Annotated in this window: 14 protein-coding genes, 1 tRNA gene and 1 pseudogene; 15 read left to right on the top strand and 1 reads right to left on the bottom strand. The window is 72.2% G+C overall.

Going from position 1 to position 13867, the window contains the following annotated elements; genetic code table 11:
- Window positions 1–308: 308 nt before the first annotated feature.
- Window positions 309–1625 (top strand): phytase, encoded by a 1317-nt coding sequence (locus ACH4F2_RS34650; protein WP_398136693.1) that lies wholly within the window; start codon window positions 309–311, stop codon window positions 1623–1625.
- 479 nt (window positions 1626–2104) lie between these two features.
- Here the strand turns inward: ACH4F2_RS34650 and ACH4F2_RS34645 are convergent, their stop codons facing one another.
- Window positions 2105–3202 (bottom strand): VWA domain-containing protein, encoded by a 1098-nt coding sequence (locus ACH4F2_RS34645; RefSeq protein WP_398136692.1) that lies wholly within the window; start codon window positions 3200–3202, stop codon window positions 2105–2107.
- A gap of 327 nt (window positions 3203–3529) precedes the next feature.
- Here ACH4F2_RS34645 and ACH4F2_RS34640 point away from each other — a divergent pair.
- From ACH4F2_RS34640 to ACH4F2_RS34575, 14 genes and pseudogenes are all read left to right on the top strand, one after another.
- Window positions 3530–3763 (top strand): annotated as a pseudogene (locus ACH4F2_RS34640) (CoA transferase); the annotation flags it as partial.
- Window positions 3764–4107: 344 nt separating this feature from the next.
- A complete protein-coding gene (locus tag ACH4F2_RS34635; protein WP_398136691.1) occupies window positions 4108–6078 on the top strand; it encodes a sensor histidine kinase in 1971 nt (656 codons plus the stop codon).
- A gap of 98 nt (window positions 6079–6176) precedes the next feature.
- Window positions 6177–6611, top strand: coding sequence for a roadblock/LC7 domain-containing protein (locus ACH4F2_RS34630; RefSeq protein WP_398136690.1), 435 nt, complete (start codon window positions 6177–6179; stop codon window positions 6609–6611).
- A gap of 2 nt (window positions 6612–6613) precedes the next feature.
- Window positions 6614–6988 carry a DUF742 domain-containing protein gene (locus tag ACH4F2_RS34625; RefSeq protein ID WP_398136689.1) on the top strand — a complete coding sequence of 125 codons (375 nt, stop codon included), beginning with the start codon at window positions 6614–6616 and terminating at the stop codon, window positions 6986–6988.
- The gene (locus tag ACH4F2_RS34620; protein WP_398136688.1) at window positions 6966–7607 is read left to right on the top strand and encodes a GTP-binding protein; all 642 of its coding nucleotides are present in this window, start codon (window positions 6966–6968) and stop codon (window positions 7605–7607) included. The genes ACH4F2_RS34625 and ACH4F2_RS34620 overlap by 23 nt, the downstream gene beginning before the upstream one ends.
- 82 nt (window positions 7608–7689) lie before the next feature.
- Complete coding sequence (locus tag ACH4F2_RS34615) at window positions 7690–8265, top strand: GAF domain-containing protein (protein WP_398136687.1); 576 nt, start codon at window positions 7690–7692, stop codon at window positions 8263–8265.
- Window positions 8266–8493: 228 nt separating this feature from the next.
- Window positions 8494–9522, top strand: a complete 1029-nt coding sequence (gene tdh / locus ACH4F2_RS34610) for an L-threonine 3-dehydrogenase (RefSeq protein WP_398136686.1) — start codon at window positions 8494–8496, stop codon at window positions 9520–9522.
- Window positions 9523–9550: 28 nt separating this feature from the next.
- Window positions 9551–10744 carry a glycine C-acetyltransferase gene (locus ACH4F2_RS34605; protein WP_398136685.1) on the top strand — a complete coding sequence of 398 codons (1194 nt, stop codon included), beginning with the start codon at window positions 9551–9553 and terminating at the stop codon, window positions 10742–10744.
- A gap of 59 nt (window positions 10745–10803) precedes the next feature.
- Entirely contained in the window at window positions 10804–11706 is a 903-nt protein-coding gene (locus ACH4F2_RS34600; protein ID WP_398136684.1) for a LysR substrate-binding domain-containing protein, read from the top strand.
- 46 nt (window positions 11707–11752) lie between these two features.
- The gene (locus ACH4F2_RS34595) at window positions 11753–12331 is read left to right on the top strand and encodes a helix-turn-helix domain-containing protein (RefSeq protein WP_398136683.1); all 579 of its coding nucleotides are present in this window, start codon (window positions 11753–11755) and stop codon (window positions 12329–12331) included.
- A complete protein-coding gene (locus tag ACH4F2_RS34590) occupies window positions 12328–12861 on the top strand; it encodes a GNAT family N-acetyltransferase (RefSeq protein WP_398136682.1) in 534 nt (177 codons plus the stop codon). Before ACH4F2_RS34595 ends, ACH4F2_RS34590 begins: the two co-directional genes overlap by 4 nt.
- Window positions 12862–12891: 30 nt before the next feature.
- Window positions 12892–13251, top strand: coding sequence for an MmcQ/YjbR family DNA-binding protein (locus tag ACH4F2_RS34585; RefSeq protein WP_398136681.1), 360 nt, complete (start codon window positions 12892–12894; stop codon window positions 13249–13251).
- 49 nt (window positions 13252–13300) lie between these two features.
- On the top strand, window positions 13301–13594 hold the full coding sequence (locus ACH4F2_RS34580; protein WP_398136680.1) for a hypothetical protein: 294 nt from the start codon (window positions 13301–13303) through the stop codon (window positions 13592–13594).
- A 98-nt stretch (window positions 13595–13692) separates the two neighbouring features.
- Window positions 13693–13766, top strand: a tRNA-Pro gene (locus ACH4F2_RS34575).
- Window positions 13767–13867 lie beyond the last annotated feature (101 nt).

Raw genomic sequence — 13867 nt, 5'->3', positions numbered from 1 at the left:
CGCGGGGGGCGCCCCCCCCCCGTTCTCCCAAACCCCCCGGCCGCGCCCCCCCCCCCGGCCCCCGGCGCCCCCCGGCCCCCCGCCCCCCCCCCCCGGGGGGGGGGGGGGCCCCCCCCCGGGCCCCCCCGCCGGTGCGGGGCGAGATCACATGGCGCCGACGCGTTCCTCCGCCTGCACGGTATGTCGAACGCCTCTTTACCGCTCGTACATCTGGAATCGACGTTACCCGCCTGTGGCGGCTGCCGTACGGACAGGAGCGTTGCCGAGACTTCCGCAGGATCAACTGCCCCCTGCAGAAGGAGAACCAGGTGACGCGCTCCTCCATCGTCCGGTCGGTCGTCCTGGCCGTGACCACGGCCCTCGCGGCGACGGCCGTGGCCGTACCGGCCCAGGCCCAGGCCCAGCACCGCACCTCCGGCAGCCCGCTGCCTGCCGTGCTGCCCCGTGCGGAGACGCCGGTGCTGCACGACGACGACGCCGGCGGCAACGCCGACGCGGACGACCCCGCCATCTGGCGCAACACCGCCGCCCCTGGCCGCAGTCTGGTCGTCGCGACCGCCAAGGAAGGCGGTCTGCGCGTGTACGACCTGGACGCGCGGCTGGTGCAGTCGATAGCCGCGCCGCCCGCCGCCGGCGAGGACGACGCCCCGGGCCGCTTCAACAACGTGGACCTCGTCCACGGCCTGCGGCTCTCCTCGGGACGGACCGACCTGGCCGTCACCAGCGACCGCGGCCACGACCGCCTGCGGTTCTACCGCATCGACCGCGAGCGTGCCGGTGGCCCGCTGACCGATGTCACCGACCCCGCCGCCCCGCCCGTGTTCTCCCAGGACCAGGCCGAGATCAACGACCAGCGGACCGCGTACGGGCTCGCGACCTGGACAGACCCTGCCACGGGCAAGTCCTACGCGCTGGTCAGCCGACGCGAGCGAACCAGCATCGCGCTGCTGGAACTGATCCCGGCCAAGGACGGCAAGGTCACGTACCGCGAGATCCGTACGCTGGACCTGCCCTCCGCGTTCCGGCTGCCCGACGGCACCTCATGGTCCCCCTGCGCCGAACCCGACGAACTGCCTCAGGTCGAGGGCATGGTCGTCGACCCCGCCAACGGCACTCTGTACGCCGGCCAGGAGGACGTCGGCATCTGGCGCCTGCGCGCCGACCTCACGGGCACGCCGAAACTGGTCGACAAGGTCCGCGAGTACGGCGTTCCCGGGGTGTACGACGAGGAGACCGAGGAGTGCACACTGGGTGCCGACCCCGGTTACGGCGGCACCCGGATCGCCGCCGACGTCGAGGGTCTGACCCTGCTCACCGAGTCCGACGGCGACGGCTACCTGCTCGCCTCCAGCCAGGGCGACAACACCTTCGCCGCCTATGACCGTGAGCTGGAGGACGCCAACGAGTACGAGGGCGGCTTCCGGGTCGCACCCGCGAGCGGCACCCTGGACGGGTCCGAGGAGTGCGACGGTGCCGCCGCGCTGAACGCTCAGCTCGGTTCCAAGTACCCCAACGGTCTCCTCGTCGTCCAGGACGGACACGACGCCCCCGGAGACGGTGACCGGCCTGCGACCAACTTCAAGTTCGTCGACCTCGGCAAGGTGATGGACGCCCTCGACGACTGATCCCCCTCACCCGGCGGGCCGCCGCCCGGGAGAGCACGTGCCCAAGCTCGGTCGGCGGAGGCGGACTACGCTTCGCCACGCAGTACCCGCGGTGGGCGGGGGCCCGAGGACGGCCGGGTCCGGTGCGGGGCACTCGGATGCTCTCCAAGGCGGCGGCGAACTGGGGGCTGTCACCTCGCCGGCCTGCGGTGAACAGCAGTGACAGCGGCCGCTGCCCTTGTTCGCAGGGCAGGTGGATCCTGGTGACGAAGCCGCCGTCGGTTCCACGTCAAGGTGCTCGCCCCCACCATGCTCACCCGCGCCGCCGTCGCGGCCCGCTCCTCCTCCGGCTGCGCCGGCTCGGCCTCACGCTCGCCCGTTCCGTGCCATCGGGCACCCCCGGCGCCCCTGCACCTCTGAACGGTATTCCCGGCCCAGACGGCCAGGACGACCGCCGCTGACGCACAGACCCCTGACGCGGCGCCGAACGCGGCCCGCGGCTACAGGAGGACGAGCAGCTTGGTTCCGGGGACCAGCTTCCGATTGACCGAGGTCGACTGGACGAACACGGTGTATGCCGCGTTGCTCCCAGGGGCCACCGTCACCTCCGTCTCCGGCAGGCCGAGGAGCTGCCGGGCGGCGGGGCCGGTGAACACCTTTCCGGTCATGCGGCCGGTTGCGGGATCCTTCTCCGCCACGGCGATCTTCTTCTTGGCCTGGATCTTCTCGCGCTTGGAGAGCTCGTAGAAGGCACAACCGGTCTTGTACGGGTGCCCGGCGCTGGTGACGAAATCGCGGATCGACGTCTGCTGGTCCACGGGGATCAGTACGTACTTGCCGGCGTCGAGGGACTGAAGGCTGGACTTCACGTCGGCCGTGCTGAGGTCCTGGCCCATCGCGAAGAGGTTCCTGGTTCCGCGCACCCCCTGCTCACGGTCCCGCAGGAACCTCGTGGCGGCCGACTTGACGGTGCCGATGGCCTCTTCGACGCCCTGGGCGGAGTCGGCGTCCCAGATGGAGATGTTGCCCGTCGGGAAGCCGTACTGCTGAGCGGTGCGCTTGGCCAGGGAGTTCGGCACCATGATGGCCGAGGTCCAGTGATCGGGCAGGCTGTTCATCTTCTCCCCGATTCTGCTCCGCCACGACTCCAGGACGGCGCGGCCGTCGGGAAGGTGGTCGTGGCGCGAGCCCGTCCTGTCCGCGCCGGAGGCGTTCTCCTCGCCGTCGGTGACGACGACCTGGAGGAAGCTGTGCTCGCCGTACTCCTCCCATATGTGACCGAGGTCGTCGAGCGCCTTCACCGACGCCTGGATCAGTGCGGTCGCGCCGTTCTCGACGGTGTACAGGCCCCGCATGGACGGCAGGTGCTTCACGTCCATGTCCCACACCAGGTTCTCGACCAGGTGGTCGAAGGCGTAGAGACTGATCCGGGTCTCGTGGCCGAGTCTGTCGGACTCCTCCTTCAGCCCCTTCACGAACTCGTCCACCACACGGATGAGCTGCTCCGAATGGCCCCTCATCGAGCCGGACTTGTCGATGACGAGAGCGACGTGGTTGACGAAGTGCTTCTTGAGGCGGTCCTTGACCGTTGCGCTCATCGCGCCAATCCCCTTCCGTTCGTTTCCCCGTGGGACCGCGACGGTGCCCTGCGGAGACGCGGCTTCCTGATGAAGGCGAGCCGGTTGATGTTTCAGCAGTCCAAGTCGAGTCGTCGAGCGTCGGCGTGCACCGCGTGACGAACGGATCGCCACGGGAGTCACGGAACGCCCTCTTCCGTCGGCAGGCGTCTCACACCGGGCTCGCGCAACCCGGCGTGGACTCCAGTCCGTTCGGATGATGGCTTCACTGTATGGGGCAGCACTGACAACGCATGGCGTCGTCGGCCTGACTTCCAGGGCCGCGGCAGTGCCGGGCCGCTGGACGGCGTGCGCGTGGTCGAGCTGGCGGGCGTCGGCCGTCCCGGACCCGCACCGCTCGCCGGCGACCCGGCCCACGACGTGACCAACCGCAACAAGCGTTCGGTCCTGGTCGACCTCAAGTCGCCCGAAGGACCGCTGACCGTGCGGGCGCTGGCGGCGCGCGCGGAGATCCTGGTGGAGGGGTACCGCCCGGGTGTCGCAGAGCGGCTCGGGGTCGCGCCGGGCCGGACATGCGCCGCCGCCGTCGCTCCCAGTGACTGGACTTGATCGAACCGGACCGGTCTTCGCTGCTTCCGGAGCGGAAGCTTCACCGGCTTATCGGGCTGTCGTACGAGGTCTCATACCAGAGCGGGACGTTGCCCGGGGGACTTTGCCAACTGCCCATCGCACAGGATGCGCAGGCGGCTACTGTCAGTGTCCGTCGGGTGACGTAGGGCCGGTCCAGAACCCCCGGTCCGTTCGGCCGACACCGCGATGACGCGTGCCCGCGTGGCGTCACGTGGCCGCGTGGTATCCGCCACCACGCGCGATCACCAGGGCCCGATCCGGGCCCGACGGACCAACGGACCAGTACGAGGACCCCGATGTCTCACCTCCGCGCCCCGGCCGCGCGAGCAGACCGCCGTGAGGGCGGACGGCACGGCCGGCCGGCCTCACGGACCGCCCCCGCGCTGCCCGAGACCCACATACGGCCCCCACTCCTGCGTCTCGCCGTGCTGCCGCCCGTCGCGGTCGCCCTCAGCGCCTGTGCGGTGGTCCTGTTCACCGTCCGGTCCACCGGCACCCGGCCCGGCCTCGTGCTGTGGGTCGTGCTCGCCGGCGCCGTCTCGGTGACCCTTGCGGCCGTGGTCATCGCCGCCGTCGCGGCCGACCGCGTCGCGCGGTCAGTGCACGAACGCGTCGGCGCACTGCGCCGCAGTACCGCGCGCGGAGAGGGTGAACTGCGTGCCGTGGTCGAGGCGTTGCGCCGCGGCGAGACTCCGCCCCGGCACAAGCCGCGCGGCGGACCGCCGGACGACGCCGACGACTTCGAACTGCTCGCCGCAGACCTGTCCCGCGCCCACGACGGCGCCGTCACCGCCGTCGTCAGGGCCGCCCAGCTCTCCAGCCAGGCGGGCAGCGAACAGAAGCTGGAGGTCTTCGTCAACCTCGCCCGGCGCCTGCAGTCGCTGGTGCACCGGGAGATCTCCATCCTGGACGAGCTGGAGAACGAGATCGAGGACCCCGATCTCCTCAAGGGTCTCTTCCACGTCGACCACCTCGCCACCCGCATCCGTCGGCACGCCGAGAACCTCGCCGTCCTCGGCGGCGCCGTCTCGCGCCGCCAGTGGAGCAACCCCGTCGACATGACCGAGGTGCTCCGCTCGGCCATCGCCGAGGTCGAGCAGTACTCACGCGTCCGGCTGGTCCCGCCGATCGACGGCACCCTGCGCGGCCACGCCGTCGCCGACGTCATCCATCTGCTCGCCGAACTCGTCGAGAACGCCACCCTGTTCTCCGCCCCGCAGACCCAGGTGCTGATGCGCGCCAACCTCGTCACCTCGGGCCTCGCCGTCGAGGTCGAGGACCGCGGACTCGGCATGCCCGTCGGCGAACAGAGCCGGATGAACGCCCTGCTCGCCGACCCCGACCAGGTCAACGTCGCCCGCCTGCTCGCGGACGGCCGCATCGGGTTGTACGTCGTCTCCCAGCTCGCCAAGCGGCACGGCATCACCGTCCGCCTGCAGACCAACATCTACGGCGGAGTCCAGGCCGTACTGGTCGTACCGCAGGCCCTGTTGGGTACGGAGCCGGGCGCCCTACCCGGGAGCGTGGCCGGGCCGGCGGAGGTCACCGGGACCGAGCCGGTGCCCGCACCGCCGCTCCGGCAGCAGCAGAGCCCCGCGGCCACCGTGGTGCCGCCGGCTCCCGCCGCGCCGGTTCCAGCAGGGCCGACCCCCCTTCCCGCCCCCGCCGCTCCCTTTCCCGCCGCGGCCGCCCCTGCTCCCGCCCCCGCCCCCGTAGTTCCCGCGCCGGCCGTGGTCCGCGGGGCCGACAGCGGCGAACCCGTGCCGCTGCCCGTCCGCGGCGCCCACCGGGACCGGCCCACCCCGGCCGCCGCCGTGCCCGGTGTCCGCGCCGAGGACCGTGGCGTCCTCGCCGAGCACGCCGCCACCCCGCCCGTCCCGCGGCACAGCGTGGTGCGCGGCACCATGGGCAAGCCCCAACTGCCCCGCCGCCGTGCTCAGGAGCACATCGCACCCCAGCTGCGCGGCGGCCCCGCACCGCGCCAGGAGCCCGAGCAGCACGCCGGCCACGACCCCGGACTGATGGCGGCCTTCCAGCGCGGCATCGGCCTCGCGGAGGCCCAGCAGCGCATGGAGTCAACCCCCACGGAGTCGACCCCCATGGTGCCGCGCCACGCAGAGCCGGCCCTGGTGGAGCCGACCCACGTGGGTCGGGACTACACAGCCCCGGCCCACACAGCCCCGGCCCACACAGCCCCGGCCCCCCCGGCCCCGACCCACATGGTGTCGCCGCACATGGAGCCGACCCACAGGGACCCGGCCGGATGACCACTCCCGCGACCACCCCCAGGTTCCTCCCCCTCATCACCCCCACCACCACGACCAGCGCTCCCGCAGACCTTCGTACCCCAAGGAGTCGATCCACCATGGCGAGCGACGCGCCGACCGGCCATGTATCCGATCTCGACTGGCTGATGAGCGGCCTCGTGCAGCGCGTGCCGCACACCTCCAGCGCGGTGCTCCTGTCCTGCGACGGACTGGTGAAGTCCGTGCACGGCCTCGACGCGGACAGCGCCGACCACATGGCGGCCCTGGCCTCCGGGCTCTACTCGCTCGGTCGCAGCGCCGGAGTCCGCTTCGGGGACGGCGGTGACGTGCGGCAGGTCGTCGTCGAGCTCGACTCGACCCTCCTGTTCGTCACCACCGCCGGTTCCGGCACCTGCCTCGCCGTGCTGGCCGGCCGTGAGGCCGACGCGGCCGTACTCGGCTACGAGATGGCGATGCTGGTCAAGAGCGTCCGCCCCTACCTGGTGACCGCACCCCGACAGCACGCAGCCGAACCCCCGGCGATGAGGCCTTGAGGGTGGCCGCGGCCGGCGACGGGCCCTGGCTCGACGACGCGGCCGGACGGCTGGTGCGCCCCTTCACCGTCAGCAACGGCCGTACCCGGCCCACCGTCGCGCTCGACCTGATGTCCCAGGTCATGGCCACGGGGTCGACCCCCCTCGGCTACCTCGGTCCCGAGCACGCGCAGGCGCTCGACCTGTGCCGGGCCCCCCTCCCGGTCGCCGAGCTCGCCGCTCATCTGCGGCTTCCGGTGGCAGTCACCAAGGTGCTGCTGTCGGACCTCGTGGACTGCGGCGCGCTGACCACCAAACCCCCCGCCGCGTTCCACCACAACCCAACGGACCGGGCCCTTCTGGAGGCAGTGCTCGATGGACTACGACGACAGCTCTGACTACGACCACGGATCCGGCCCAGGAGCCGGCCACGACACCGACCCCTTCCCCACCGCGCTCAAGATCCTCGTGGCGGGCGGGTTCGGAGTGGGCAAGACGACCTTCGTCGGCGCGGTCAGCGAGATCGCGCCGCTGAGCACGGAGGAACTGCTCACCACCGTCAGCGCCGCGACCGACAACCTCGACGGAATCGAGAACAAACTCGAGACAACCGTGGCCATGGACTTCGGCCGCCTCACCCTCGACCCGGAACACGTGCTGTACCTGTTCGGAACGCCCGGCCAGGAACGGTTCTGGTTCATGTGGGACGAGCTGTGCGAGGGCGCGCTCGGTGCGGTGATCATCGCCGACACCCGCCGCCTCGATGAGTCCTTCGCCGCCGTCGACTTCTTCGAGGAGCGCGGACTCGGCTTCGTCGTCGCCGTCAACGAGTTCGACGGCTCGTACCGCTATGACCCCGAGGAGGTGCGCGCCGCCATGGACCTCCATCCCGAGATCCCGATCGTGCGCTGCGACGCCCGGATCTCCAGTTCCGGCATCCAGACCCTGCTCACCCTCGTACGCCACCTCATCGCCCACACACCGGCCCCCACGACGGGGTACGGCGCCCGCAGGTGATGCCCAGGCATGCGCAGGTGATCCCCGCCCACACCGCCACGGAGCCGCACATGACGCACGTCCCCAGCGACGGAGCCCGCCCATGAGCTATGACCCGCCGCGCCCGGCCGGACGTCTGCTGCTCACCCCCGAGGACCGGGAGGCCCCCGCCCGGGTGCGACGGCTGCGCCGGCTCGGTCTGGCGGAACGTCCGGATCCGGCCCTCGACGCCTTCGCCGGCCATCTCGCCCGTCTCGCCGAGGCGCCGTACGCGATGGTCAACTTCCTGGTCGAGGGCGGGCAGTTCTTCGCGGGCCTGACGGTGCCCGAGATCCCACCGGTGACGCGCGGGGACGGCACCAGTCCGGAGTTCGGCCGCGTCCAGCCCCGTGACCACGGCTTCTGCCCGCATGTGGTGGTCCGGCGCAAGGCGCTGGTCCTGGAGGACGTGCGCGACTATCCGCGCTTCGCGGGCAACCCGGTCGTCGACGAGTTCGGCATCCGCTCCTACCTCGGAGCCCCGCTCATCGACAGCACCGGGACGGTGCTGGGCACGGTGTCCGCGGCCGACGTGCGGCCCCGGGTCTGGGGAAGGACGGGCCTGGCGACGATCAAGTCGACCGCGGCCGACCTCGTACGGCGCATCGAACGCAGTGCGGAGGACGGACTCCCGCTGTGAACCGCCGGGCGACGGCACAACGGGCGCGAGGGATGCGAAGGGAACCAGGGCGCTAAGGGCGGTACGTGCGCGAGGGCGTGAAGGAAAGCTGCGACCGGGCTTAAGAAAGGCTCGATGGACCCGGCACGGCGCCGTACGGCAGATTGTCCTGCGATTCCCTCCCCTCCCCGGACGCGGGCTGCTTCGGCATGCCCGGCGCCGGGACCTCACCCGTCAGGAGCCGTAGCGTTGAAGGCGCTGGTCAAGGAGAAGGCGGAGCCCGGGCTGCGGCTCGCGGACGTCCCCGAGCCCGTCATCGGACCCGGTGACGTACTGATCAAGGTGCTGCGCACCGGCATCTGCGGCACCGACCTGCACATCCGGGCCTGGGACGGCTGGGCGCAGCAGGCCATCCGTACCCCGCTCGTCGTCGGGCACGAGTTCGTCGGCGAGGTCGTCGACACCGGGCGGGACGTCACCGACATCAAGGCCGGCGACCGGGTCAGCGGCGAGGGCCACCTGGTCTGCGGCAAGTGCCGCAACTGCCTGGCCGGACGACGCCACCTGTGCCGCGCCACGGTCGGGCTCGGCGTCGGCCGGGACGGGGCGTTCGCCGAGTACGTCGCGCTGCCCGCCGCCAACGTCTGGGTGCACCGCGTCCCCGTCGACCTCGACGTCGCGGCGATCTTCGACCCGTTCGGCAACGCCGTACACACCGCCCTGTCCTTCCCGCTGGTCGGCGAGGACGTCCTGATCACGGGTGCCGGACCGATCGGCCTGATGGCCGCCGCCGTGGCCCGGCACGCCGGGGCACGCAACGTCGTGATCACCGACGTGAGCGAGGAACGCCTGGACCTGGCGCTCAAGGTCGGCGTGAGCCTCGCCCTGAACGTCTCGAGGGCGACCATCGCCGACGGACAGCGCGAACTCGGCCTGCGCGAGGGCTTCGACATCGGCCTGGAGATGTCCGGCCGCCCCGAGGCCATGCGCGACATGATCGCCAACATGACACACGGCGGCCGGATCGCGATGCTCGGCCTGCCCGCCGAGGAGTTTCCGGTCGACTGGGCCCGGATCGTCACCTCGATGATCACCGTCAAGGGCATCTACGGCCGCGAGATGTTCGAGACCTGGTACGCCATGTCGGTGCTGCTGGGGGGCGGCCTCGACCTCGCCCCCGTGATCACCGGCCGGTACTCCCACCGCGACTTCGAAGCCGCGTTCGCCGACGCTGCCAGCGGCAAGGGCGGCAAGGTCATCCTCGACTGGACCGCGTAAGTCATCTGCCTTCCTAGGAGCTTCTGAGATGTTCGACTCCGTGCGCGACGACCTGCGCGCCACCCTCGACGAGATCCGCGCCGCCGGCCTGCACAAGCCCGAGCGCGTGATCGGCACCCCGCAGTCCGCGACCGTGAACGTCACCGCCGGCGGCCGTCCCGGCGAGGTCCTCAACTTCTGCGCCAACAACTACCTCGGTCTCGCCGACCACCCCGAGGTCGTCGCCGCCGCCCACGAGGCGCTGGACCGCTGGGGATACGGCATGGCGTCCGTGCGCTTCATCTGCGGCACCCAGGAGGTCCACAAGGAACTGGAGGCCCGACTCTCCGCGTTCCTCGGTCAGGAGGACACGATCCTCTACTCCTCCTGCTTCGACGCCAACGGCGGCGTCTTCGAGACCCTCCTCGGCCCCGAGGACGCGGTGATCTCCGACGCCCTCAACCACGCCTCGATCATCGACGGCATCCGCCTGTCCAAGGCCAGGCGCCTGCGCTACGCCAACCGTGACATGGCCGACCTGGAAGCCCAGCTCAAGGCCGCCGGCGACGCCCGTCGCAAGCTGATCGTCACCGACGGCGTCTTCTCCATGGACGGCTACGTCGCTCCGCTCGCCGAGATCTGCGACCTGGCCGACCGCTACGACGCCATGGTCATGGTCGACGACTCGCACGCCGTCGGCTTCGTCGGCCCCGGCGGGCGCGGCACCCCCGAACTGCACGGCGTCATGGACCGCGTCGACATCATCACCGGCACCCTCGGCAAGGCGCTCGGCGGCGCCTCCGGCGGCTACGTCGCCGCCCGCGCCGAGATCGTCGCCCTGCTGCGCCAGCGTTCCCGGCCGTACCTCTTCTCCAACACCCTCGCCCCGGTGATCGCCGCCGCCTCCCTCAAGGTGCTCGACCTGCTGGAATCGGCCGACGACCTGCGCGTGAGGCTCGCCGAGAACACCGCGCTGTTCCGCCGCCGGATGACGGAGGAGGGCTTCGACATCCTCCCCGGTGACCACGCCATCGCGCCGGTGATGATCGGCGACGCGTCGCGGGCGGGCCGCATGGCGGAGCTGCTGCTGGAGCGCGGGGTGTACGTGATCGGCTTCTCGTACCCGGTCGTCCCGCAGGACCGGGCCCGCATCCGTGTGCAGCTGTCCGCCGGGCACTCGACGGACGACGTGCACCGCGCCGTGGACGCTTTCGTGGCGGCGCGCGCGGAGCTGGACGCCTGAGACCGGCGTGACCTGCGGCCACGGGTGCCGCAGGTGCGGCGGGTGAGAGAATCGATCCCGTGATCGAAGCGCGGCGGCTGCACATCCTCCGAGCGGTGGCGGACCACCGCACCGTGACGGCGGCTGCCGCCGCGCTGTACCTCACCCCGTCGGCGGTCTCCCAGCAGCTGACCGCCCTGGAGCAGGAGACGGGCCACCGCCTGGTCGAGCGAGGCGCCAAGGGTGTACGGATGACCCCGGCCGGCGAGATCCTGCTCAGCCACACCAACGCCGTCCTCGCCCAGCTGGAGCGGGCCGAGGCCGAGCTCGCCGCGTACAGCTCGGGCGAGGCCGGCACCGTGACGGTCGCCTCCTTCGCGACCGGCATCGCCCTGGTCGTCGCGCCCGCGCTGGCCCGCCTCGCCGAGTCGGCACCCGGCATCCGCATCCGGGTCCAGGACGCGGAGGGCGACGCCAGCCTGCCGATGGTGCTCGACCGGCAGGTCGACGTGGCCGTCGCCGTCGAGTACCGCGGGGCGCCGCCCGCCGACGACCCGCGCCTGACCCACGTCCCCCTGTACGCCGAGCCCTTCGACGCGGTCGTCCCGGTCGCCCACCGCCTCGCCGACGCCGACGAGGTGCCGCTGGCGGAGCTGGCCAAGGATCCGTGGATCGGCCCCTACCCCGGTAACCCGTGCCACGACGTCGTGGTTCTGGCCTGCGAGCACGCCGGTTTCCAGCCCCGCATGGAGCACTCCTCGGACGACTTCCGCGCGGTGGTGTCCCTCGCCGCGGCCGATGTCGGCGTGGCGCTCGTCCCGCGTTCGGCGCTGCACGGCACGGACCTCACGGGCGTGGTCGTCCGTCCGGTCGACGGGGTCGCGCCCACCCGCCGTGTCTTCGCCGCCGTACGCCGGGGCGCCGAGGAGCACCCGCTGATCCGCCCGGTCCTGGACGCACTCGACGAGGCGGCCCGGACGTGAGGGTTCGGCAACAGGGCCGTCTCATATTCGGGATAGCTTCCCGTTCATGAGAGACATCGATGGCGCTCCCGATCCCGTGGACGCCCGGCTCGCCGCCCGGCTGACCGAACTGCGGGCGGAACACGGCTGGTCGCTGGAGGAGCTGGCGGAACGCACCGGGGTGAGCCGGTCCACGCTCTCCCGCGCCGAGCGGGCGGAGACCAGCCCCACCGCCTCCCTCCTGAACCGTCTGTGCGCGGTCTACGGACGGACCATGTCCAGGCTGCTCAGCGAGGTCGAGGCGGAACCGGCGCTGCTGGTACGCGCCGCCGAGCAGCCACTGTGGGAGGACCGGTCGGCCGGGTTCGTACGCCGCTCGGTGTCCCCGCCGCACGCCGGACTGCGCGGCGAACTCGTCGAGGGACGGCTCACCGCCGGCGCCGACATCGCCTACGACCGGCCTCCCGTACCCGGCCTGGAACAGCACATCTGGGTCCTGGACGGAGCGCTGGAGGTGACGGCGCAGGACGTCGGGCATCGTCTCGGCACCGGGGACTGCCTGCGGATGCGGGTGTGGGGGCCCACGAGGTTCCGCTGCGCCGGGCCCGAGGACGCGCGCTACGCGCTGGCGGTGGTGCTGCCGTGACCGTGAGCCGCGTCGACGAGTGCCGGCTGACGGAGCTCCTGGAGCCGTTGGCCGGCCTGCTGACCGACACCGTCGAGGCCGGTGCGTCGATCGGCTTCCTCGCACCGCTCGACCGGGCGGAGGCCGTCGCCTGGTGGCGGGGGCGGGCCGCCGCCGTGGCCGCCGGGCGGCTCGCCGTCTGGGTGGCGCGCGAGGGGGAGCGGGTGATCGGGACCGTGAGCCTCGCCCTGCCCGACAAGCCCAACAGCCGCCACCGAGCCGAGCTGGTCAAACTCATGGTGTCCCGCCCGGCCCGCGGCAGGGGTCTGGGCCGCAGGCTCCTGACCGCCGCCGAGGAGGCGGCGGTGGCGGCCGGCATCACCCTGCTCCACCTGGACACCGAGACCGGCAGCCCCGCCGAACACCTCTACCGCTCCGCCGGGTGGACCCGGGCCGGGACGATCCCCGACTACGCGGCGGACCCGGGCGGTGAACTGCGCCCGACGACGCTCTACTTCAAGCGGCTCGGCGCCCCGGCCGTCACCGGGTGATTGTCAGTGGCGGCGGCTACGGTGCCTCACATGCCGGACGCAGAAGACGTACGCCGTATCGCCCTGTCCCTGCCGGACACGACGGAGAAGACCGCCTGGAGCATGCCCACGTTCCGGGTCGCGGGGAAGATGTTCGCCACACTGCCCGAGGACGAGACCTCCATCGCGGTGCGCTGCCCCAAGGAAGAGCGCGACGAACTCGTGCTGGCCGAACCGGAGAAGTTCTGGATCGCCGGCCACGAGGCCCAGTTCGCCTGGGTGCGAACCCGCCTCGCGGCCCTCGACGGCGAGGACGAGCTGCGTGACATCCTCGCCGACTCCTGGCGCCAGGCGGCCCCCACACGGCTGCTGGAGGCCCACCCCCGGCTGGGGCTGCCGACCGGAGGCTGAGACCCCTTCGGGTGCCGCCGTCGCCGGGGCCGGCATGTCCTTCTGGGGCATGACGTGGGCGACCGGCGCGCAGACCCGAATCCCGCCGGACGTCCTCAACCACGTCCACGCCCACGACGTGGCGGGCTCGCTCGCGATGATGCCGGTCGGCCAGGCCCTCGCCGCCCCGGCCGCCTCCGCCGCCCGCGTGCTGCTCGTCCCCGGCGCGAGGAGCTTCGCCGACCGCGCCGCCGCGCTCCTGATACGGGCGGCACGCGGACCGGTGCGGGTCCACACGGTGCGGCCGGCTCCGGCCGCACCGCGGCCCTGCCCGAGCGGTCCCGCGCGGACCAGTGCCGGCTGACGGACCATGTCCCGGAAAGCGATGCGCGACCACGGGCCCGAGTGCGGTATGGTTTTCCTGCGCGTTCGACCAGGGGAAACCCCAGGTCAGGCGGGTAACGGGACGTGGCGCAGCTTGGTAGCGCACTTGACTGGGGGTCAAGGGGTCGCAGGTTCAAATCCTGTCGTCCCGACTGGAGACAGTCGCGAATCGAGGGGGGGGGGGGGGGGGGGGGCGAAAAACCCCCCCCCCCCCCAGGTGGGCGCCGGGGGGCCCCGCCCGGGGGGCGCGCCC

It is taken from the genome of Streptomyces sp. NPDC017890, assembly GCF_044328675.1.
Taxonomy (GTDB): Bacteria; Actinomycetota; Actinomycetes; order Streptomycetales; family Streptomycetaceae; genus Streptomyces.
The sequence above is the reverse complement of the archived record's forward strand: the minus strand, read 5'-3'. Positions and strand labels throughout refer to the sequence as shown.